This window comes from Bacillus marasmi, from assembly GCF_902168435.1.
GTDB classification, from domain to species: domain Bacteria; phylum Bacillota; class Bacilli; order Bacillales; family Cytobacillaceae; genus Bacillus_BU; species Bacillus_BU marasmi.
The window spans coordinates 120,324-142,865 of sequence record NZ_LR656172.1 but is presented as its reverse complement, the minus strand read 5'-3'; the positions used below and the strand labels follow the sequence as shown (position 1 = coordinate 142,865).

Sequence of the window (22,542 nt, the reverse complement as noted above, 5' to 3'; positions counted from 1 at the left end):
AAATCTTGGATGCATAGGTGCTTGCGACCATCAATATGTTAAGGAGCTGACAATGATGCTGAATGCGATTGAGACAAAAAATCTATCGATTTCATACGGGGATACACTAATCATTAATGAGCTGGATTTAATGATACCAAAAGGTGAGATTACAGTATTTATCGGGGCAAATGGTTGTGGAAAATCGACTCTACTTAGAACAATTGCTCGTTTGCTTAAACCAAAATCCGGTTCAATTTTATTAGATGGAGAAGCAATTGCCAAGTTGTCAACGAAAGATGTAGCTAAAAGAATGGCGATACTACCGCAATCTCCATCTGCTCCGGAAGGATTAACAGTCTTACAACTTGTAAAACAAGGCCGTTACCCTCATCAAACCTGGCTAAAGCAGTGGACAGAAGAAGATGAAAAAAAGGTAAATGAGGCTTTGGCTGCAACACATTTAGAAGCTTTAAAAGAAAGAGCAGTCGATTCACTTTCAGGCGGACAACGGCAACGCGCTTGGATTGCAATGACCTTGGCGCAGGATACGGACATTATTCTGTTAGATGAGCCAACCACTTATTTGGATATGACCCATCAAATCGAAATTCTCGATTTACTTTTTGAATTAAATGAACAGAAAAACAGAACTGTGGTCATGGTACTACATGATCTTAACCTGGCATGTCGTTACGCCCATAATATTGTAGCGATTAAGGACCAAAAGGTTTTTGCAAAAGGAAAACCTGAGTATATCATCAATTGCAGCCTAGTGAAAAATGTATTCGGCATGGACTGTGAAGTAACAATCGATCCGTTATTTGGCACACCATTGTGCATTCCATACGGTAGAGGAAGATGTGTTTTGAAACAGGCGGTATCATTAAATGGTTAATGAAATAACCGTACCTGAAATTATCCAGCAGCTGCGGAAATATCGGTTTCAAGCTGAATTGAATGATTCTTTTGAGGTTGCTGCCTTACTTGAAGAAGAATTCCTTAAGGATTTTATCGAAAACTTAACGATGATGATTAAAGCTCCGTCGGTCAAAGTCACTGCTTCTATTTTTATGAAAAGATATGCTTTTGTAGCTGTCATGTCTTTGTATGCCATGACTGTATGGAATAAAAAGATAAATGTATCAATCGATGATATATTTATGCAAAACCCCGAGCATGGGCAAGATTGGCTCCCGTCGTTTTCTATCAAAAATGGGGCCGATTCCGGTGAAGAATGGAGTGGGCACAACCGTAAAGAATGGCGAGAAAAGGTTTTGCATGAGCTTTTTGCTGAAAACATTTCTTTACTAATTGATCAATTTGAAAAGACATTCAAAATTTCAAAACTTATCTTGTGGGAAAATATTGCTGTTTATCTTTTTTGGTTATATGAAGCAGAATTAAAAGATGTCGTAAATCCAAACAAAATCGAGGATTTCCGCTTTTTGATTTTTGAAGCGGAAGGAAAGTTATTTGGTCATTACAAGGTCAATCCACTGCAAAAATACTATAGTAAAAAGAAAAACATTGCTGCTTCAGATGAAGAAATTAGGATAAGAAAAACGTGTTGTTTCAATTACACTCTACAAGGGGCTTCCAAGAATTGCAAAACATGTCCATGTAGAAAATAAGAAGGAAACAAGGGGGTGCTCTTGTTTCCCTAATGTAAATGCTTTTGCTTTTACAACCAATATCATATACCTACGCACCTTCACCGAAAGAATTACAGCTCTTTAGTGATGCATCAGTCTATTTCTATAATGACATGACCTCAAAAAAAGGAGCACCCCATTCGACAAAATTCGGGCGGTGACAGGCACCTTTATATGTTTTCGATTTCTTTGAAGTATTGTTTGAATGTAGTTTTATAGATTTTTATATAGTTTTTTACATATGTATGGCCTGATACTCCTTCAGGTAGGATGGCAGAAACGCTGTAACTTTCATGAATTAATGTGTTTCTAGCATGAACTAACTTTCTCACTTGTTCATACTCATTCTGAGGAATGGAGATGTTCATTTGTCTATTAAGACGTACGATGATGGTCGCAATGATATTTCTATCTATATTGACCTCACTGTTAAAGATTTCTGCATACACCTGTTTCAACGCCTGCTCCGTTGTGGCAATGAGTTTGATCAAATAACCAGCGTATATTTCATCCTGCCTTGCCTGAAACCATTCTTTGAACTCTTCCTTCGTCATATTGACCAACCCAGTTTCTTTATACCAATCTGCATTCACTATTTCTTTTACTTTCTTCGCGTCTTCCTTTATGCCGTTTAATTTGCTCACATACTCTTTTCGAATGCGTTTAATATTCTTCGCTTGAACCGTCATAAGATAAGCGCTCCCCCTTACACATGTATTTAACTCTATTCTACTACCATTATTTCAAAAATCCCCAAACTATTAAAAATTTAACATTCCCTCTCATGCAATGCACATATTTGATTCATGCAAGGACCTGCATGAACAGGTTACATTCCTCCATCTTCCCTTCTCGCTGCCACAAAACCACAACCCATTCGACAAAATTCGGGGCGTGACAGGCACCTCATTGACTATTCGACAAAATTCGGGGCGTGACAGGCACCTCATTGACTATTTCGAACAATAGATATATACTGTTCATATACGATATATACAGGATGAACGCAAACTTCCAACCAAGACAAAATCCAAAGGAGGGGCGCCATGAACATTATTATCAGCAATTCATCAGGTGACCCAATTTATGAGCAAATAACAAACCAAATCAAAAGGGCCATTATAGTAGGTGAACTGGCTGAAGGGGAACAGCTTCCATCCATTAGGTTATTGGCGAAAGAACTACAAATCAGTGTGATTACGACAAAGCGTGCTTATGAGGAGCTGGAGCGAGCTGGCTTTATTGAGACAGTACCTGGAAAAGGCTCCTATGTTTCCATGCAAAATAAAGAGCTACTAAAAGAAAAACGCTTGGCAGAGCTGGAAAACAAACTAAATGAAGTGATTGTCGAAAGTAAATTAATCGGGTTGAGTATTGAGGAACTACAAGAAATGTTGCGCCTCTTGTATGAAGAAGCTTAAGGGGGGAGTAAGTTGAACAATATATTGGAAATTTCCAATCTAAGTAAACACTACAATCAATTTTCTTTACAAGATGTCAGTTTTTCACTAAAACCAGGCTACATTATGGGGTTTATTGGACCAAATGGAGCCGGAAAAAGTACGACAATCAAGATCATTATGAATTTAATAAAAAAGTCTAGTGGTGACATCAAAGTTTTTGGATTAGACCATCTCCAACATGAAAAGGAAATAAAATCCAGAATCGGCTTTGTTTATGATGAGAATCATTACTATGAAAATTTAACTATTCCACAAATAGAAAAAATAATTGCACCATTTTATAAAAAGTGGGATCATGGGCTTTTTAATAAGCTCATTCAAGATTTTCAGCTTCCGCATAAGAAAAAGCTGAAGGATTTTTCCAAAGGTATGAAGATGAAGTTTTCCTTGGCAATTGCCTTGTCCCATAAAGCGGAATTGATCATCATGGATGAACCTACCGCTGGGCTGGACCCTGTTTTTCGCAGTGAATTACTTACCCTTTTAAGTGATATCATTCAAGATGAAAATGTAAGTGTTTTTTTCTCCACACATATCACGACCGACCTTGAGAAAATAGCCGATTACATTACATTTATTAACGATGGCAAGATTGTTTTTTCTGAAACGAAAGATACGGTCATAGAGACCTATGCCATTGTTAAGGGAAATAAGGAATTATTGGACGATGAAACCCGGAAACTGTTCATTTCGATACGCGAAAGCAGTTTTGGATTCGAAGGTCTCACTAACAATCTAGGGCAGTTCAGCGCTAGTTTTAAGCAAAATGCAATAATTGAAAAGGCCAGTCTTGAGGATATTATGGTCTATACCGTAAGGAGGCGTGAACATGTATAATCTCATTCGCAAAGATTTCTTAGTGCAAAGAAACATCTTCCTGTTCGGGTTTCTTTATACGGTATTTGCGGCCTTCTTTTTCAAAGAAATGGTGCCAGGTGGCGGCGCCATATATATGGTTGCTCCTTATGCAACTGTTTATCTCCTAGTCATGTATGCCTGTGGTTTTGATGATAAAAATAAAGCAGAAATCATACTAAATAGTCTCCCGATTACAAGAGCAGAATTAGTTATCGCAAAGTATGTCTCTGCTATAGGTTTTATGGCAGTTGCCATTCTATTTTCAATGCTGATTGGGGCAATCGGAATCTTCACTGGTTTCCCTGAAATTGAGCGCTTTATTTCTTTGGATGACGTATTAATCGTATTGATTAGCGGCTTGTTTTTAGTAAGCGTCTTTTATCCATTATATTTCAAGTTCGGCATGGAGAAAATGCGGTTTGTGAATATGGCTTTGTTCATGGTGTTGTTTTTTGCGCCCAATTTAATCACGTCCTTTGCTGCTGAAAATCCAGAAAGTAAAGTGGTTAAGGTGGTTTTATCGATCCTAAACGAAACGAACGCATCTCTATTAAAAGCAGGCTCGCTTATAGCAGTTATAATCATCTATCTGCTTTCACTGTTTATATCTATTAAGATTTATAGAAATAAAGAATTATAGGAACATGAAACATGGGGACGGTTCTGGTGTTCCCCTAATTATTACCAATTTTCCATTCAGTATTAAATATACCATTTGAATCGCGTAAATAGCCACTAAAAGAGACCAGGACAAAGAGTAATACTCTTAGTCCTGGCCTTTTTCATTTAGGGGCAATAATCTAGACCCGTCCTCTTGTTTATTTTCACCCTAAATAAATTGAAGTAGTACAGCACTTCATGTTATACCATAAACAACTAAGTAGTCACTAGTAAGTCACTACTTTACAGCTTGATGAACTTATGGTAAAATTTGATTAAAATAAAACGTAAAGGGGCAATTTTCATGGTAAAAGCTTGGTTAATTAGACCGTTTCCACATGATATTGATCGCCTGGCTAACTTCAAATCTGACAACATCATCGCCATTGGTTGGCCTGAAATTTCTTCACTTAAAGGAAAAGACAAAAACGAGATTAAAGAATTATTAAGAAACCATCCTTTAAATTATTCTCCTAGCCAATTAGGTGCAGCATTGGCAACGGTGAATATCTTCGTAAACGAAATTGCTAAGGGTGATTTAGTCGTGATTCCTTATGAGGACGATATCTATTTTATAAAGGTTATTAGTGACTATTTCTTCGAGCCAACAAAAGTGAATGATGGGTATCCACATCAACGAAAAGTTGAATGGTTAAAAGGACCAATATCCCGGAACTCTCTGCCTGATGATCTAAGAAATTCTCTGAGAGCGCCAAGAACAGCAGCTAATCTTAGCCTTCATCTTAATGCGATAAAACATATAGCCGAAGATCATGATGGATCCGAACAACCACCTGTATCATCATTTATGGAGATTTCCTATCCCTTAAGAATGGACTTAAATTGCATGATAAAAATCCCTGCAGATATAACAAAGGAAGAAGCAGAACGACTGGGTAATTTTGTTAAAACTTTATATTTTAACAACTAGCAAAAGTGAAAAGTTCGATTCATAGGCATATACAAACTTAAGCTTGCATAGGGACTTCATAGAATATTAAGTTCTGCTAATATTTCAAGTTATTTTTCTTTAGGGGGAATAATTATGCTATTTTCAGTTGAAGGTATGCAAATAACGGAGGTGGCGCACAAGCAAGAATTTCACCAAAGAATGAAAAGCCTTCCTAATGTGGATTATCAAGCAATTGTAGATGAATTAAATCGGGTAATTAATTGTGGAGATGTACACACCTCAAGCTGGATTCCAGGACATGACTGGAGAGGTACTTTGTATGAGCCAATTTGGCTCGCTTGCAGGAAAAATGATGAAGTCGCTGCAAAGTTTTATGGTCAAATTCTCTACAAAGTAATGATTGACCATCCAGCTAAATGGTCCTTCGGAGATTACCCCCACGCAAAAGGGAAAACATACTTTAAAATCGATTAAATGAAGTTGAGAGTAAATGGAAACAAGGGGACAATTTTGTCCCCTTGTTTCACAATTCGACAAAGTTCGGGTGGTGACAGGCACCTAATTCTCTTTTTTCCATCTGATGAAGGTTATTATTAACAATAGTATGTGTAGTCCGATAACTCCCGCTACAGCTAATAGATGTGTGGTTGCTGGCTCGAAATCAGGTCGAGTTGCAAAAATACGTATACCCAAAAATATTGTTAAAGGTAAAAGTGCTAATACCCTTAAAAATATTTGCTTGCGGCTTAATTTCCATATCGGTTTCATCCAAGTGGAGGTTTCATTATTATTATTGCTCAAGTTTCGTACACTCCCTTCTGATCAAGAATTAATTCTCAAGAAAAACACATCAACATTCAAAAATTCCAAATAATTACCATATAAAAATAGACTAATAATAATGACTGAACAAGTATTATTTTAATTACATTAAAAAAACGGGACTTATTTACTATTAAATCTTGATATTAACTTCTCCCTCTATTCCCTATCCCCTCCTTTTCAGATGTTTACCACGTTTTACTTCAGTTTTCCCTTGTGATATGTTTGAGATAGGATGATAGTTCAGAAGATTTCGTTAGTGGTAGATAAGTTGATAAATTATGTGAATCATTGAGCATAACGATAATTATCTAAAGATGCAGTGCTAATTTAATAATGGGGGGCAAAGAAATGCAAACCATAAAATCATTACCTTTAATTGCGATGGTCATAATGGCCATATTATCTTTTTCCAATTTAATCGGGTTAAACATTGCAGGAATGTCGGTGGTAATCGGAGTTGTCTTTTTCTTTATCGTTAAAACTGTTGAAAAAAAGCCGTTTAAAGACAGCGGACTTGATTTTGCAGCGATTAAAACGAATCTCAAAGGCCGAAGTATTTGGTTCTGGCTATTACTGCCGCTAATAATGGATGCTGTCAGTATAACTCTATCAAAACTTTTTTTGCCTGAGTACATTGAGCATGTGCTGGCAAGGTCAGATGCATTTATTTCCTTTGATAAAATTGTACTAATGTTATTTCAGCTAGCATATCTAGCTTTAGGAGAAGAAATTGCGTGGCGCGCCTTCTTTCAAAAGCAATTAAACAAAGTCCTGCCGATTGTGCCAACACTATTAATCTCATCTCTATTTTTTGCCTTTGGTCATATCTCAGTGGGAAATAGTTTCATAGTAACGTTTGATATTTTCTTCGTATTCATCAATAGTATTTTGTACGGAATCATCTTTTATAAAACTAATAATGCCTGGGTCAGTGCCCTATCGCATTTTATTGCCAATCTATTCAGCATCATCATCTTCATGATCCTTTGATATTAAGTACAAGGAAACGAGGTTACAGTGTGACGGTTCAACCTTGTAACAATTACACAAACTTAACTCCTTTTTTTAAAAATTATTTCGCCAACATTACCATAACTTATTTACAAAGTAAAAATTTGTATTTGATTGGAGTAAATTGCCCATGAGCAGAAAAGTCAATTTTCGTATATTGGAAGAGAAATTTGGGAGAGAGATATCTCTAGAAGATTTCTCTAAAGAACTGGTTAAAGACTTTGGCCCCTTTATACTTAGTGGATTTAATTTTTTACCACAAACGGATGAATCTATTCATAAGGATAATGATAGTGATATTCGCGAGAGTATACTGTGCTACCTGTTAAACATAATCCATTGTTTTTCACAAGATTTATCCGTGGAGGATCTAAAAGAAGCCGTTAAGGTATATAGCAATAATTTGGAAGCCTCTTTACAACTAAATAAACAAGTTCATCAAAATAAGAACCGTATCAACACTACCGAGAATAAAGTATTAGATTCATATTTATTAAGTGCAAAACAGTTATTATCGTTGCTAGATTCTAATATGTCATCAGAAATGAAAATGGCAAAGGTAATGGAATTAAATTCTTGGACATCCCTCCTATACAACTTAATTCAACAAGGAATTTTACCTTCTGATGAGTCCGACCTGCTGATTGAGGTGTATATAAATGAAACAGGATTGGTTCATACAACAGTTGTTATTCCAGATTTATGTGACGGAGTCCAGGTTAAGTGGCACCTTGTAAAAGAGTGGGAATTGGATAGTTTAGCTGTTTATATAAGAGAAAGACAGATTATTTATAATAAGTATGGACAGGAATACAGAAGGTCCTTGGCACTTAAAAATCAAGCGAGATACGCTGAAGCTAAATCGATTATTTATAGACTCATTAAAAAGAATGAAATATTTCCTTTTACAAGTGGTTGTTATGTGAATTTGGCATTTATTTTAATAAATGAAAAATCCACTAAACCCTTGTCAGAAAAAAGGAACGAAATTGAAAGATTACTTAATAAAGCTTTAGAAATTAAACCATCCAATAAAGTAGCACCGGTTGGTTTTGTTTATCTCTATCTTCTATTAAAAGATTTTCAATCTGCTTATTACTGGATTAGTAAATGTCGCCATGAAACTAGTAAAGTGGAATTAAAACCAATAGTAGAAAAATTCTTAGAAACAGCACAAATGTTAGTCATAAGTGATCAGAATTTTCCTCAGCAAATTAATTCACAGGCAGGTAATTCATTATTGGAGCAAATCCTTATGACGTACTCAGAAAACTACTATATTCACTTGTCTATTGCAAAATTATTAGCAATGAGTGAAAGAGTTGGAGTACTGAGAGCCTATGAGTTATTAGAAAATCTAATTAATAAATGGCCAACTATCCCCTTAGCATATATTCAAATTAGTATGTTATGTGGGGAGGGTTACTTAGAACGACCATATGAACAACTAACATTTGCCCAAAAGGCACTTAAGCTACTGGATAATAAGAATACTGAAAACATAAAATACAAATGGGAAGCTGAAGGACACAAAATCAATGCATATATATCTTTGGGGAAATATGAAGAGGCTTTAGTTTTAACAAAGAAAAGAATTGCAAAACAACCGAATAACACTGATTTACATAATCATGCACTAGTACTGTATTATTTAAAGAGGTATGAAGAGTCTATTCGATACTGTCAAAGGGCATTATATATAGGTGAAGATGAATCATCGTACTTCCTATTAGGGGAAAATTATTATTATTTAAAAGAATATAAGCAAGCATTGGAACAATATAGAAAATCACTTTCCTTTATTGATGAAGATAAAAGATCTATTCATTACATTGATTTGAATAAGAAGTTGTTGGTTTCTTATTCAAAACAAGCGTGGTTTGAGAAAAAATTAGAAAATATTTATGTTCCGATAATTGACTGTTATTTCAATTTAGATGACCTAGTTAGTGCGAAAGTCATATGGGAAATAGCCAATAAACGATTCCCACAAAATAAAGCATTTAGTGTTTGGAAGAACATTATCGATAAGATTATAGATGCTAGGAACGAAAGAGAGCTTATCCAAAGAAGGAATAAGGAGTTACTAGAAGAATTTGAGAAGGAAAAAAGAAAAACAGAGAGTCAAACATCAGCATTAAGACAATGGGCAATAGAATTAATGAAAATTCAAGGTGATGAGGAAGAAATTGAGGATAGTCAATGGGAAGGATTCGCAACAAAAATTGAATTGGTTATTTCACAAATGCTATCTGAGACGAAAAGCAATCTCAAACCAGATGATTATTTAAATAAAATAAAGAGTACTTTTCCCAAGTTTGAACCACATTCCATTGAGTTTCTTGCAACTGCTGAATATTTATTCGAACTTAATAAAAATAGTTTTATAGACTTTGCCCCAATTATGGTAGAGTATTGCAAAGTAATTGAATTAGAATTATGCGTATTATTAGGAAATAAAAAGCTTACGTTAGGCCAAAGTATAAGAGTGATTGAGGATAAGAAAATTAAGCCATTGATATATCAAATTTCAAATCTAAAAGAAATTTACCTTTATCGTAATGGAAGTGCACATACCGGCAAATCCACACGACGAAAAATTGAGATTGTAAGGGAACTATTATTTGAAAAAAACATGTTATCTCTTATCAATACTATGAAAAAATGAAATGCCATTGAAATTACCCACTTGTTCCATTTTTTTGATCCACTAGTGACTACGTTGGACGAAGAAATGTTGATGATAGAAAGACATTGGATAAAACTCTAATGTTAAAAGGCAGTGCCATTACAGCTGCTAATTAGTGGCTCTGTTTCTGCCTCCACTATCCGGTTAAAAGGTGGCTAAAATTAGGAAATGAGTGAGAAATTTACTAGAGAGGGATTCTCTCATTTTCCTAATGATTCCTATTTTGGTTAATCCAGTCCTTTTCTTAAGCTTCAATTAAAGTGATGAACCTCTCATTCGAAAAATTAATCAAACGTTTGATTAATAAATAATAGTTTGGTAGAAGAAGAAACAGTTTATACTGTTTTCTACTGAAAGCAGCATCCTCTCACATGTCGGATGCTGCTTTTCGTTTTTTGGAAACACCGGGACGGTTCTCCTGTTTCCCTAATTATTACCATTTTACCATTCAGTATTAAATATACCGTTCAAATCGCGTAAATAGCCACTAAAAGAGGTCAGGACATAGAGTAAAAACTCTTAGTCCTGGCCTTTTTGATTAGAGGTATTAATTCAGATTCTTCTCTAATTAGATGATATCTTTCATAACGCTCAAAAGGATCTTAAGCTGAAATACTCTGTGAGAGTAATTATTTCCCCGTCCTCAATATATGAAAAATAAATAATATTAATCAACAATCTCTTGAAATGGTAGATTTTAGGGAAACGCCGGAACCGTCCCCTTGTTTAATCCTTTGTTTTTTGTCCAAAACATTAGACATTTCTAGAGTTATATAATAAGATTTATGTCTAAAGTATTGGACAAAATAGGTGATAAATTTGAAAAATTTAATTAAGGTATTGCGCAAAAAATTAGGGATGACTCAGGAAAAATTAGCAAAAGAATGTGGAGTTGTTAGGCAAACAATTAATTGTGTAGAAAATGATAAGTATGATCCTACGCTTGAATTAGCTTTTAAGATTGCAAAAGTATTAAATAGGAAAGTAGACGAGGTGTTTATTTTTGAATAAATTTCATCCAGATTACATAATTAAAATGAAAGATATTGTAAAGGAAGGTTCTGAAATACTGCGAAAGAAAACCGAAGAGGTGAAAGTTCCTGTTTCTAATGAAGATAAAAATGCATTGCTATGTATGCTTCAATATTTGAAAAACAGCCAAGACCCAGATTTATCAAAAAAATATAACCTCCGTCCTGGATCAGGATTATCTGCAAATCAAATTGGCCTATATAAACGTATGTTTGCAGCTCTATTTGAGGATGGACAAAAAGATAACGAATATATGTTAATTAACCCAAAAATTATAAGCCATTCTCTTAATATGATTTATTTGCCTCAAGGGGAAGGTTGCCTTTCTGTGGACAGGGAAGTAACCGGAATTGTTCCGAGATATGCGAGAATTAAGGTAAAAGCATTTGATATAACCGGTAAGGAAGTAATTCACAATTTCAGAGGATATGGTTCCATCGTTATGCAACATGAAATAGATCATTTAAATGGAATAATGTTTTATGACAGAATTAATACAGAAAATCCATACAAGTTGCCAGACAATGTTGATATTAGAAGTTTGTATTAATTAAATAACATAAAGTTTTAACTAGCTAAAAATTAGAAACTCCTTTGGTACTTCAATTCACCTGTTGGAAGAATTTAGGGAAACAGTAGAACCGTCCCCTTGTTTCCCCTTGTTTCCCCTTGTTTCCCTGTCCCTATGTCCCTTTTCTTTTCTCTTTTTCTTTTTCTAAAAAGATCTTAAATTCATCTTTAGTTATACCAGATTTCTTGGCCTCTTTTACTAGTTCAATCCATTCTTTAGGTAAATTAAGGTCGCTTTTTTTCATAATGTATCCCTCCATTTCTATATGTTTCGGAATACAAAGGATATTTTTGTGGTGTCATAACGGAACTAATAGAGATTTTTTTAAGAGCTTTCCGAGGTCCATATAGGCAGGTCCCTTCTTCATATCATCTACACGGTTTCTACATGCCATCTACATAGAGATTTCACCAATATTATATTAGTAAAAGTTACTATATTGCCTTTATAGTAATCTTAAGGAAAATAAGTTTTCCTAATATTTTTGGAGGTGGAAAAGGTCTCCACTCAATGTAATTGATAGGGAGATTATTTGAATGAAGAGAAAATTATCCTTCTTAAGTGGTTTAACAGTATTCGCCTATTTCTTTTTTATTTTTTCATCTGTGACCTTTGCATCGGAAGACACTCATTCTCATGATTCTGCAACTCTTGAAGGAGCAACATCGCAACTTCAAGAAGATGTGCCAGAGAATACTGACGAATACGTCCACGAAGAAGAGGTTTCTCAGCCTATTGACGAGGCTGTTGACACTGTACAGCCAGTTGAAACCGTTGAAGAGCACGTTCACGAAGAAGTTCCAGCTAACAACACAACTGACCCTGTTGTTGAGGAACAACCTGCTGACTCTACCGATGAGCACGTTCACGAAGAAGTTCCGGCTGACAACACTACTGAGCCTGTTGTTGAGGAGCAACCTGCTGACTCTACTGATGAGCATGTTCACGAAGAAGTTCCGGCTGATGACACAACTGACCCTGTTGTTGAGGAGCAACCTGCTGAATCAACTGATGAGCATGTTCACGAAGAAGTTCCGGCTGACAACTCAACTGAACCCGTAGTTGAGGAGCAACCTGCTGACACTACCGAAGAACATGTTCACGAAGAAATTCCGGCTGATGACACAACTGACCCTGTAGTTGAGGAGCAACCTGCTGACTCTACTGATGAGCACGTTCACGAAGAAGTTCCGGCTGATGACACAACTGACCCTGTTGTTGAGGAACAACCTGCTGACTCTACTGATGAGCACGTTCACGAAGAAGTTCCGGCTGATGACACAACTGAGCCTGTTGTTGAGGAACAACCTGCTGATTCAACTGATGAGCACACCGGTACTGATCAACCAACAGAAAAAGAATGTAAACATAATCACGACAAAGAAGTTTGCAAACTTGAATGTGCAAAAGATGCTTCAGACAAAGAATGTAAGCTTGAGCAAGCTGACGAAACTACTGACAAAGCTTGCAAACAAGTAGCCGAAGACGAAGGTACAGGAACTGTTGACGAGAACACTGATGAGGAAGTTCCGGCTGACACACCAGACGAACACGTTCATGAAGAGGTTCCAGCTGACAACACAACTGACCCTGTTGTTGAGGAGCCACCGGCTGACACTACTGATGAGCACGTTCATGAAGAAGTTCCAGCTGACAACACAACTGACCCTGTTGTTGAGGAGCCACCGGCTGACACTACTGATGAGCACGTTCACGAAGAAGTTCCAGCTGACAACACAACTGATCCTGTTGTTGATGAGCATCCGACTGATTCGACTGACGAGCACACTGAAGACAACAGTGGAACACCAGAAGAAGATACTACTCATGAAAACGATCAAGATATCGATTTTTCTAAAATCGTACCAAATAATGATAGTATTTTTATCGTTGATAATACCCAAAGTGCAATTGAAACTAACAATAGTATTTATTTTAATAAAGACAATCTTAATCAAACTAAACTGTTATCCCCGAACATGAAAGTATTGGTGAAATATACTGATTTAGAAGTAATGATTCCTGGAAGCATTCTGCCGGAGAATCTAAATTCAGGCTTATCCGTTCAAATCGACGGAAACCAATATGAAGGTGCATTAAGCAAAATTTATAATTTTTCAATCCAAACAGAAGATGAAAATCTTATTGACACGTTTGCAACACCAATTATCATTACTTTTAAAATTGACCCTACAAAAGTAAGTAATTGGGATAATATCAAAGTAATCTATATCGATGAAAATGGAACAAAAACTTTAGAAGAAATTAAGATTGTAAGTATTGATAAAACAAATGGTTTAATCAGCGCTGAAGTCACTCACTTCAGTAAATATGGTGTGTTTGAAGTTGCGGGCGAACCTGCTCAGCAAAGTCCAAATAATGAGGTTACAATTATCCCGACTAACACCACTTCTAGCACAACTAGCGTAGTACCAGCTACAACTGCGCCGACGGCAACTAATGCAACTGCCCTTGAAAACCAATTACCAAATACAGCATCAGCTGTGTATAACATTTTTTTACTAGGGTTAACCATGATCGCTCTAGGTGGAGCATTAATGTTAATCAGAAGAAACAAGAGAAACAGAATAACTGCGTAACAGATCTAAGATAACCCCCAAAAGTTAGAGTTCTAGTATAAACAGATAAATGGCTGGTATGGTTACGGTGATGAACCTAACTCATGCTAGCCATTTTTGGTTTATACGCTGTTATTATAGTAATTAATAGAAGCAAGGTACTAAAACCTTATTTTTGTTAACACTCCATTTAATATCCACGAAAAAACTACCTCTAATAATTTTCAGTCCCGAACCTCATAACATACTTGCACCGCCTAAGAATGAACCTGCCGACACACCAACAAAGTCCATTACGCTCAACAGCAAATTAGCTTTTTTTGTAAATATTTAGGTAAATAACGGAACCGTCCCCGTGTTTCTTTGTAGAATTTCCTACAATTAATATGATAAGTGAAATTGTTTAGAATTTTTATTTAATATATTAATTGAAGGGAGGTTAGAAAAATATGAAATATACATCAAAAATTTTTTTACAAATTGGAACTGCTGTTATGCTACTAAGTGCAACGCTAAGTTTAATAGGTTTATTGGTAGAAGACCTCTATCAAGACACTAACTTTTTTATTTTATCAGGTTGGAGAATTAATGATTGGGTAACACTTTTGGTGGCAACCCCCATATTCATCATCGCCATTTCCCTCGGAAAAAGAGGTAACAAAAGTGGATTTGCATTGCTTACAGGATTAATGATGTATACCGTCTATAATTACTCGTATTATTTATTTGGCGCTGCATTTAATGCAGCATTTTTGGGTTATGTCATTGTGTTTGTATTGGGGATCTTTGGTCTAATTACTGGAGTTATCACCTTGCTACACTTAGTGAGTCAAGAGGATTTACCATCCATTCTTGTTACAAAAAGTATAAGCGTCTATATGATTATGACAGCAACTTTTTTAAGCATTGGTTGGGTTGGACAATGGCTAAACTTCATCATTAAAGGAATCAAACCACCTTTGTTAGAGCAGCTAGGGTCGACCAATCATCTTGTAGCGGCACTAGATATGACATTTGTCGTACCAGGGTTCCTTTTTGGAGCAATTCTATTATGGAAAGAACATATTTTAGGATTAATCGTTTCGTTAATGGTCAACGTAAAATCCGTTATCTATAATGTTATTTTAATATGGGGGTCATTCTTTCAACACCGTGAAGGAGTTGAAGGTGCTGCTACATTAATTCCTTTATGGGGATTCTTTCTAATTGGTTCGGTTTTATCCATGGTAGGATTACTCCGTTTCTTAAAAAGAAATATTGTTATCGGCTATAATTAACAAAATTTAACAAAACCAAATATGTCCCCTGTAAAAAAGACCATAAAAAACTACAAAACAGGGTACACCCCATACATTAAATGCTGTAGTATTCTTTTTGAATTTCAGCTGGCTTTTTATCAAATCACCAAAAAAACGGTGGGACAGTGAACCTGTCCCCTTGTCCCATTCCATTCGAACTAAAGTGTAATACAATCGTAACAAAAAACAGCTTTCTCGGTGACTATATCACGGAGTTGCCCCTCCGAAAACAGCGATACTTTTAATTAAGAAGGACAGACCACTGTACCTGTTTAATTTCAATTATTGAACATTATATCGGAGGGAATGTAAATGTTAACAATTGATAAGCGGGTTGAACAAAGACTGGTTGAAATTTTCCAAGATAGAGTCCGTACTGACATTGTCGAAAGAAAGATGTACTCATTTGATGTTGGTGCCTTGCCTGGTTTAGTTAAACCATTTCTACCTATCGGAATTCCTGGAGGCGTAGTCCGACCAGAAAACCAAGAACAACTAATACAATTGGTGGATCTTGCCAATGAGGAGAATTTAAAACTTGTTCCGCGGGGGATGTCAACATCCGGTTTTGGGGGTGTACTCCCTGAGGAAGGTGCAATTGTCGTTGACTTATCTGGTATGAACAAAGTCTTATCAATCGACCATCATCGTTTAGAGGTTACAGTGGAAGCAGGAATCATTTGGGAGCAACTGGAAAGAAAGTTGCATAAAGAAATGCTCGACTTAATTTTATACCCATCCTCACTCCCTTCCTCGACTGTTGGAGGACTTTTAGCACAAGGTGGGACAGGCTTTGGTGGTTATGAGTATGGTGTGTTTAAGGAGAATGTATTAGAGGCAAAAGTCATTTTACCAGACGGGAAGTTGCAGGTTTTTTCCGGACATGATCTGATGCAGTATATTGCCGACCTTGAGGGAATCACGGGTATCATTACGGAGATCACGATGAAGGTAAGAAGGCTCGAAGATGAGATTCATCGATTAATAGCTTTTCCAAGCAATGATGCAATTGGGAATGCTTTAATCGAAATTTCTCAAAAAAAGCTTCCAATTTGGTCGCTAACTTTTTTAAATCCAGAATCGTCAAAACTTAAGAAAAAACTGCCGCACCGTCATGGGCATCAATACGAAGAAAAGCTTCGGAAATCAGAACCTGAATTGCCGGAAGCGTTCATTCTTTTAGTCGCCTATCCAGTTTCTCGCCATGACCTTATTGATGCTGACTTAAAGGACATTACGATAAAATACAACGGTTTTGAGTTACCTGCCCAAACAGCTGAGCACGAATGGGCAGAGCGGTTTAGACCCATGCGCTTCAAGCGAATTGGACCATCAATGATTCCAACTGAAGTGGTGGTACCATTAAAGAATTTAGCAATCGTTCTAAGTGAAATCGAGACAAAAATAAAACATCCATTTGTCCTTGAAGGAATGGTTGCCAAAGGCGATAAGGTCATCTTGCTAGGTTTCATCCCACACGATGAGCGGACTTTTGCATTCAATATGGCTTTCGCTTTGTCATTGTCAGTCATTGAAATCGCCAAAAGGCATGGTGGCTCTGCGTATGCAACTGGTCTTTATTTCCGGCGAGAAGCAAAAACAGTGCTTGGAACTGATCGCTATGAAAAGGTTCAAACATATAAAGCGAACATCGATCCAAAAGGATTATTTAATCCTAATAAAGTACTTGGCAGTGGGATGATTGATAAAATAATGGGAACTGCGTCCTCATTAGAACCTCTTATTCGTCCATTTGCTAATGCTGCCACTGCGCCATTTGGTGAGTCAGTCCGTGAAGGCAAAAAGAAAGGCATTCCAGGAGATATTGCTTATTATGCAACTGCATGTTCGCGCTGCGGCTATTGCGTTTCATCTTGCGAGCAATTCGCTGGTAGAGGTTGGGAATCACAATCTCCACGCGGTAAGTACCATTATTTACGTGAGGTAATTGCAGGCAGAGAAAAATTCAACCCTGATACTGTGTCGAATTTCTTATTATGTACAACATGTGAGGTATGCAATACGCGTTGTCAGCTTGATATACCTGTAGAACACAACTGGATGGACTTACGCGGGACCTTAATCCACGAGGAAAAACGGATGACCTTCCCTCCATTTGAAATGATGGCAGCTTCTCTTCGAGGAGAACGGAATATTTGGGCTGGCAAAAAAGAGAACCGTGCTAATTGGGTTCCAGAGGATATTAAAGCAAAAATCAAAGATAAAGCTGATATTTTATATTTTGCTGGTTGTACCGCCTCCTTCGTTAATACTGATGTTGCTGAAAGCTCAGTAAGATTGTTAACGGAAGCGGGGATTGATTTTTCCTATATGGGTGGCGATGAAGCCTGCTGTGGAATCCCAATGAAAGTTTCTGGTAAATGGGATGTATTTGAGGAAATTTTCGAGCACAATGTTGCTGAAGCAAAAAAACGAGGGGCAAAAACCATTGTCACATCCTGTCCTGCTTGTGGTTTAGTTTGGAAGGAATTATATGCAGAACTTGCTGCCAAAAAAGGAATTGAATATGATTTTGAAGTAAAACACTATTCGGAAATAGCAGCAGAAGCCTTTAGAGAAGGAAAACTCAAGTTTACCCATGAGGTCAATAAACGCGTTACTTTCCACGACTCCTGTCATGCTGGCAGAGCACAAGGGATATATGAGCCTCCTAGAGATTTATTGAAAGCCATACCGGGAGTTGATTATGTTGATATGGAGCATAATCGTGAGGAGGGCTATTGCTGTGGTTCAGTACTAACCTTAATCGGCGAAACGCCTGTGGCTCCTAAACTAGGTGGGATGCGACTTCAAGAAGCTGTTGATGTAAAAGCCAATACTGTGGTAGCCTTATGTCCCTGCTGTCAGGTTCAGCTTAGAGACTCAAATGTTAAAAATGAGCTTGGATTAGAGATAACAGATTTAGCTCGCTTCGTTATGGAAGGTCTTGGATATCATATCAAGGATCAATCGGAATACTCAATCGAAATGTGGGGATATTTTGAAAAATTTATATTGTTAATGAAACCTGAGGTATTAGCCGATATTATGGCTTCTCTTTTCAAACCCATGTTCGAATCAATGCCATCTGCCATGGTTTCGATGATGAAGGCCATGAAACATACCCCTGGTGGATTAAATATGATGGCAAAAATGATGCCACCCCTTATGCCAAAGCTTGTACCTGATATTATGCCGAAAGTAATGCCAGATATGCTAGCTGAGGTGTCAAGACGAGTGGGACCATTACCTGAAGATATGGAGGAATTAATGCCAGATTTACTTCCAAAGACAATGGACTCGTTAATGCCTAACATGTTACCGTTAATTATTCCACATATTACACCGAGAATGATTGAATATATTAAAACTGAACTATAAAAAAAAGGAAAAAGATGATGGTCAAGTGGCCATCATCTTTTTACTGTGCTAACTCTCTTAATTTGTTTAAATCCTCAACAACAAGCGTTCCTCTTGAAGTTTGAACAATTTTATCGTTTTCCATATGCTTCAGCATTCTACTTACTACTTCACGAGCGGAACCGATATTTTTAGCGATTGTTTCATGAGTAATGGTTAATACCTTGCTATTTTCTAAAATGGTTTGCTCTAAAATAAATCCAGCAACCCGCTTGGATAGTCCTCCAAACACGATTTGTTCCATCACCCACATAGAATTTGAAAACCTGAGCACCATCTGATCTAGCATATACTCTTTCACATAAATATTATTCGTACTTAAGATTTCAAAATCAGGTGAAGGAATGAAAAATACAGCACTATCCTTTTCAACTTCAAAATTCACTTCGAAATTTAGGTTATGAAACAAGCAAGATGCAGTTAACAAGCAAATTTCTCCATCAGCAAGTCTAAACAAAGTGACTTCACGGCCATCTTCACTCATAATATAGGCACGTATCCGTCCGTGCTCTACGACTACAAGACCATTACAATCATTATGTTGTTTTTGAAGATTTTCTCCTTTTAAAAGAATTCTCCGTGCCATTGATCTTTTCAAAATGTCTTGCTCTTCGATATTTAAATGTGAGTAAAAGGGAAGGTAAGTTTTTATCAAATTGGTTTCATCATAAGATAACATTCTAGCCACGACCCTTTTCACTAAGAATATTATGAAAACTTTTAAGTATTATATCATAATAACATTTCTAGCATCCGTCGATATTATGTTTTCTTTTAGAACGGTCCACAGGGTCAGGTCCCTCGTCCCAGTATGGCTCCTTTCCCTTTAGTGGGAACAACAGAAACACCGGGACGGTTCTCCTGTTTCCCTAATAATTCCCATTTTGGTTAATCCAGTCCATTTCTAAAGCTTCAATTAAGGTGATGAACCTCTCATTCGAAAAATAAATCAAACGTTTGATTAATAAATAACAGTTTGGTAGAAGAAGAAACAGTTTTAAACTGTTTTCTACTGAAAAAGCAGCATCCGACATGTGAGAGGATGCTGCTTTTTCAACTTGAAATGTTCATAATATTAGCTAAGTGGTAGAAATTAGGGAAACACCGGAACCGTCCCCTTGTTTCTAAGCATTTTTGAATATGTTTTCGATAAATTGGTCATTGATTGCATATGTTTTGGGGCGGCTTTTTACTAAATAAACAACATTACGGGTTTCAAGTTCATTCATTACTTTGTTTATTTTATGGCTGCTTTCACCGGAAACCTTCACTAACTCTGCGTTTGATAAAATTCGATCTTCACCAGCGAAAACCGTAATGTCTAGCTGCACATGTAGAACAAATTTTAATAAATTGTCATTCACTGCCCAATTAATACTTTTAATATATTCCTTAATACGTTGAGCTTTCGCTAGTCCTAGTTGCAAATCCTCAATAATTGTATTCTGTCCTGAGCTTAAAATCTCTAACATATCCATCAAATAAAATGTTAGTTCCCCCTTGTTAAGGGGATCTGAGACATTCTCCAAGGCCTTATAATATTTTAATTTATCATTATTAATCGCGTAAGATAATGTAATGGCTGAATAACGTTCTAGCTTTCTAGAAACATAACTACAGACCAAAAGTCTTCCAGTTCTGCCATTGCCATCATAAAACGGATGGATATATTCATAGAAATAATGTGCAATAAAATATTTATATAAATCCGGAATCTCAGATACATTTAAGAAATTGATTAAATCAGTTAACTTCTCATTTATCTTTGCTTCAGGTTCGACACCTCTATGTGTTATTTTAAACCCGTCAGTAATCGTGGCACCTTTAGCTCTAAAATAATTCCCATCAGGTTGTTTCCTTTTAGGAATCTCATCCGCTACCAATTCATCATATAGCTTTCTGAAATCTTCTACTGTCTGAATCGGCTCTAACTTATCGATATAATTATAAGTTTTCATCATCCCTAAAAAGCGTTTCTTAGCTGAAGATTTAGAGTCATGAATAGAATCTAATACGTTTGATAATTCTTCTTTCGTACTTCTAACTCCCTCGATTTCATTATTACTCTGTGCCTCGTTCACAATAAGTTTATGAAAGTAAGGCTCTACTGCAAATGGAGGCAGCTCTTTAACCGCTAATTGAATTTTACAACTGTTCATCAAAACTTCTTCATAAAGCTTTGCTAATTTATCAACATGGACAAAAAATAATGATTCAGAATGACTTTCCGTTCTTCCTTTTCTGAAGGGATTAACATGGAGATTTGTATGATAGGCACCATAACTATTGAGCCTTTTTTCATACTCATCACGATGCTTCTTACTATCATACTTATAAAAAACCTTCGAAAGTTTATCATAATCCATAAATAATCCCCTCCTTAATTAAAAAAATACGCTATTTTTAAAATTATGATACACATTATTGTGAATTATACCATAAAACCCTTCATTTTTCCCAATAAAACAGGAAACATGGGAAACATGGGGACGGTTCTCCCGTTTCCCTAAACATTACCAATTTACCCTTCAACTTAGAAAAGCCGCTCAACTGCACATGTTTGTGTACCCACAAAAAAGAGGCAAGGACTAGAGTAATAACTCTTGGCCCTGGCCTTTATTAATTAGGATCATTAAAAAAGATTTAAACCAAAAGGACAATACCACCATTAGCGCAATCATCACGTTCCTAAACTAAAATACTTCGTAAATATTAGCATATCCACGACTTCAAATCTGAAAAAGTTCAATAACAATTACTAACGCACAAAGAAATGGAAGTATTTAGGGAAACGCAGGAACCGTCCCCTTGTTTCTCAAATTCGGGCGGTGACAGGCACCGCCCACCGCGAAATTGTGTTTGTTTTTCATTTTTGTTGATAAAAAGTGGCCTTTTCGGTTGGTTTTGGCGTGATTTTTTATTGAAAACGTTATTTTTTTGCATAAAAAGTGAAAAATCGGTTTTCGAAAATTTCCCCCAAAATCGCTATGGTTAAGTTACCCGGGAATACATTGGTAGCGCGCTTTCCTGAAGGGATTAATCATGGAAAGTTTTGATGAACTGGTCGATAACTATACACCGATGATTTATAAAATCATGAAATCTTTGCATATTTATAAAAATAAAGAAGAATTCTTTCAGATTGGTTTAATCGGTCTGTGGGAGGCACATTCGCGGTTTAACAGCGAGAAAGGTAGTTTCTTAAATTATGCTTACACTTACATTAAAGGTTTATTTTTAACAGAATTGATCAAGCAGAACAAAGCCTCAGAGTGCTTAGACTTTCCGGATGACATTTTTTGGGGCAACCTTGCTTCTCCTAAAAAAGAAGAAGTAACAGTCTCTAGTTATCTCGCTGATCTATGCTTGCCTTTAACCGCCCAGGAGCGCATATGGGTACATTACACCTGCAGAGAGGGCTTATCAATAAAAGAAATTGCCAAAAAGGAAAAGGTTTCAATGTCTGCAGTTAAAAACTGGAGAAAACAAGCAAGAGAAAAATTGAGGGATCGCATTTCAATGGTGGATTTTGAATAGTGAACAGAAATCAAAGCGAACAGCTGACTTTTTAGAGCTTGAGCAATACTTC

General features: G+C 36.4%; 20 protein-coding genes. 15 read left to right on the top strand and 5 right to left on the bottom strand.

Annotation, left to right across the window (positions count from 1 at the left end; translation table 11 throughout):
• The first annotated feature begins 55 nt into the window (after positions 1-55).
• Both FXW34_RS13495 and FXW34_RS13490 read left to right on the top strand, forming a co-directional pair.
• Positions 56-877 (top strand): ABC transporter ATP-binding protein, encoded by an 822-nt coding sequence (locus tag FXW34_RS13495; protein ID WP_147534534.1) that lies wholly within the window; start codon positions 56-58, stop codon positions 875-877.
• The gene (locus FXW34_RS13490) at positions 870-1,613 is read left to right on the top strand and encodes an IucA/IucC family C-terminal-domain containing protein (protein WP_147534600.1); all 744 of its coding nucleotides are present in this window, start codon (positions 870-872) and stop codon (positions 1,611-1,613) included. The genes FXW34_RS13495 and FXW34_RS13490 overlap by 8 nt, the downstream gene beginning before the upstream one ends.
• A 191-nt stretch (positions 1,614-1,804) precedes the next feature.
• On the opposite strand, the gene FXW34_RS13485 is transcribed toward FXW34_RS13490, so the two are convergent.
• On the bottom strand, positions 1,805-2,323 hold the full coding sequence (locus FXW34_RS13485) for a hypothetical protein (RefSeq protein ID WP_147534533.1): 519 nt from the start codon (positions 2,321-2,323) through the stop codon (positions 1,805-1,807).
• 357 nt (positions 2,324-2,680) lie between these two features.
• Here FXW34_RS13485 and FXW34_RS13480 point away from each other — a divergent pair, with 357 nt between their 5' ends.
• The 5 genes from FXW34_RS13480 (at position 2,681) to FXW34_RS13460 (ending at position 6,002) form a co-directional block, all read left to right on the top strand.
• Positions 2,681-3,055, top strand: coding sequence for a GntR family transcriptional regulator (locus tag FXW34_RS13480; protein ID WP_147534532.1), 375 nt, complete (start codon positions 2,681-2,683; stop codon positions 3,053-3,055).
• 21 nt (positions 3,056-3,076) lie between these two features.
• Positions 3,077-3,934: an ABC transporter ATP-binding protein gene (locus tag FXW34_RS13475; protein ID WP_222705329.1), complete on the top strand. Its 858-nt coding sequence runs from the start codon at positions 3,077-3,079 to the stop codon at positions 3,932-3,934.
• Complete coding sequence (locus tag FXW34_RS13470; protein ID WP_147534530.1) at positions 3,927-4,595, top strand: ABC-2 transporter permease; 669 nt, start codon at positions 3,927-3,929, stop codon at positions 4,593-4,595. Before FXW34_RS13475 ends, FXW34_RS13470 begins: the two co-directional genes overlap by 8 nt.
• A 324-nt stretch (positions 4,596-4,919) precedes the next feature.
• A complete protein-coding gene (locus FXW34_RS13465) occupies positions 4,920-5,546 on the top strand; it encodes a restriction endonuclease (protein ID WP_147534529.1) in 627 nt (208 codons plus the stop codon).
• Positions 5,547-5,660: 114 nt separating this feature from the next.
• On the top strand, positions 5,661-6,002 hold the full coding sequence (locus FXW34_RS13460) for a hypothetical protein (protein ID WP_147534528.1): 342 nt from the start codon (positions 5,661-5,663) through the stop codon (positions 6,000-6,002).
• 84 nt (positions 6,003-6,086) lie between these two features.
• On the opposite strand, the gene FXW34_RS13455 is transcribed toward FXW34_RS13460, so the two are convergent.
• Positions 6,087-6,329 carry a hypothetical protein gene (locus FXW34_RS13455; protein WP_147534527.1) on the bottom strand — a complete coding sequence of 81 codons (243 nt, stop codon included), beginning with the start codon at positions 6,327-6,329 and terminating at the stop codon, positions 6,087-6,089.
• 372 nt (positions 6,330-6,701) lie between these two features.
• On the opposite strand from FXW34_RS13455, the gene FXW34_RS13450 reads away from it, so the two are divergent.
• From FXW34_RS13450 to def, 4 genes are all read left to right on the top strand, one after another.
• Entirely contained in the window at positions 6,702-7,343 is a 642-nt protein-coding gene (locus FXW34_RS13450) for a CPBP family intramembrane glutamic endopeptidase (RefSeq protein ID WP_187118952.1), read from the top strand.
• Between the two features lie 151 nt (positions 7,344-7,494).
• The gene (locus FXW34_RS13445; protein ID WP_147534525.1) at positions 7,495-10,032 is read left to right on the top strand and encodes a tetratricopeptide repeat protein; all 2,538 of its coding nucleotides are present in this window, start codon (positions 7,495-7,497) and stop codon (positions 10,030-10,032) included.
• An 840-nt stretch (positions 10,033-10,872) separates the two neighbouring features.
• The gene (locus FXW34_RS13440; protein ID WP_147534524.1) at positions 10,873-11,064 is read left to right on the top strand and encodes a helix-turn-helix transcriptional regulator; all 192 of its coding nucleotides are present in this window, start codon (positions 10,873-10,875) and stop codon (positions 11,062-11,064) included.
• Positions 11,057-11,635 carry a peptide deformylase gene (gene def, locus FXW34_RS13435; protein ID WP_147534523.1) on the top strand — a complete coding sequence of 193 codons (579 nt, stop codon included), beginning with the start codon at positions 11,057-11,059 and terminating at the stop codon, positions 11,633-11,635. The genes FXW34_RS13440 and def overlap by 8 nt, the downstream gene beginning before the upstream one ends.
• A 133-nt stretch (positions 11,636-11,768) precedes the next feature.
• Here def and FXW34_RS13430 read toward each other — a convergent pair whose 3' ends face one another.
• Positions 11,769-11,900, bottom strand: coding sequence for an anti-repressor SinI family protein (locus FXW34_RS13430; RefSeq protein ID WP_147534522.1), 132 nt, complete (start codon positions 11,898-11,900; stop codon positions 11,769-11,771).
• Between the two features lie 292 nt (positions 11,901-12,192).
• Here FXW34_RS13430 and FXW34_RS13425 point away from each other — a divergent pair, with 292 nt between their 5' ends.
• The 3 genes from FXW34_RS13425 to FXW34_RS13415 all read left to right on the top strand — a co-directional run bounded on the left by FXW34_RS13425 (position 12,193) and on the right by FXW34_RS13415 (position 18,914).
• Positions 12,193-14,256 carry an LPXTG cell wall anchor domain-containing protein gene (locus FXW34_RS13425; RefSeq protein ID WP_147534521.1) on the top strand — a complete coding sequence of 688 codons (2,064 nt, stop codon included), beginning with the start codon at positions 12,193-12,195 and terminating at the stop codon, positions 14,254-14,256.
• A 428-nt stretch (positions 14,257-14,684) separates the two neighbouring features.
• Positions 14,685-15,512: a hypothetical protein gene (locus FXW34_RS13420; RefSeq protein WP_147534520.1), complete on the top strand. Its 828-nt coding sequence runs from the start codon at positions 14,685-14,687 to the stop codon at positions 15,510-15,512.
• 333 nt (positions 15,513-15,845) lie between these two features.
• Positions 15,846-18,914, top strand: coding sequence for an FAD-binding and (Fe-S)-binding domain-containing protein (locus FXW34_RS13415; protein ID WP_147534519.1), 3,069 nt, complete (start codon positions 15,846-15,848; stop codon positions 18,912-18,914).
• 40 nt (positions 18,915-18,954) lie between these two features.
• Here FXW34_RS13415 and FXW34_RS13410 read toward each other — a convergent pair whose 3' ends face one another.
• Both FXW34_RS13410 and FXW34_RS13405 read right to left on the bottom strand, forming a co-directional pair.
• Positions 18,955-19,551: a Crp/Fnr family transcriptional regulator gene (locus tag FXW34_RS13410; protein ID WP_187118951.1), complete on the bottom strand. Its 597-nt coding sequence runs from the start codon at positions 19,549-19,551 to the stop codon at positions 18,955-18,957.
• Between the two features lie 526 nt (positions 19,552-20,077).
• Positions 20,078-21,319: a Fic family protein gene (locus FXW34_RS13405; RefSeq protein WP_147534517.1), complete on the bottom strand. Its 1,242-nt coding sequence runs from the start codon at positions 21,317-21,319 to the stop codon at positions 20,078-20,080.
• Positions 21,320-21,995: 676 nt separating this feature from the next.
• Between FXW34_RS13405 and FXW34_RS13400 the strand changes: the two genes are divergently transcribed.
• Positions 21,996-22,490, top strand: a complete 495-nt coding sequence (locus FXW34_RS13400) for a sigma-70 family RNA polymerase sigma factor (protein ID WP_147534516.1) — start codon at positions 21,996-21,998, stop codon at positions 22,488-22,490.
• The last annotated feature ends 52 nt before the right edge of the window (positions 22,491-22,542 follow it).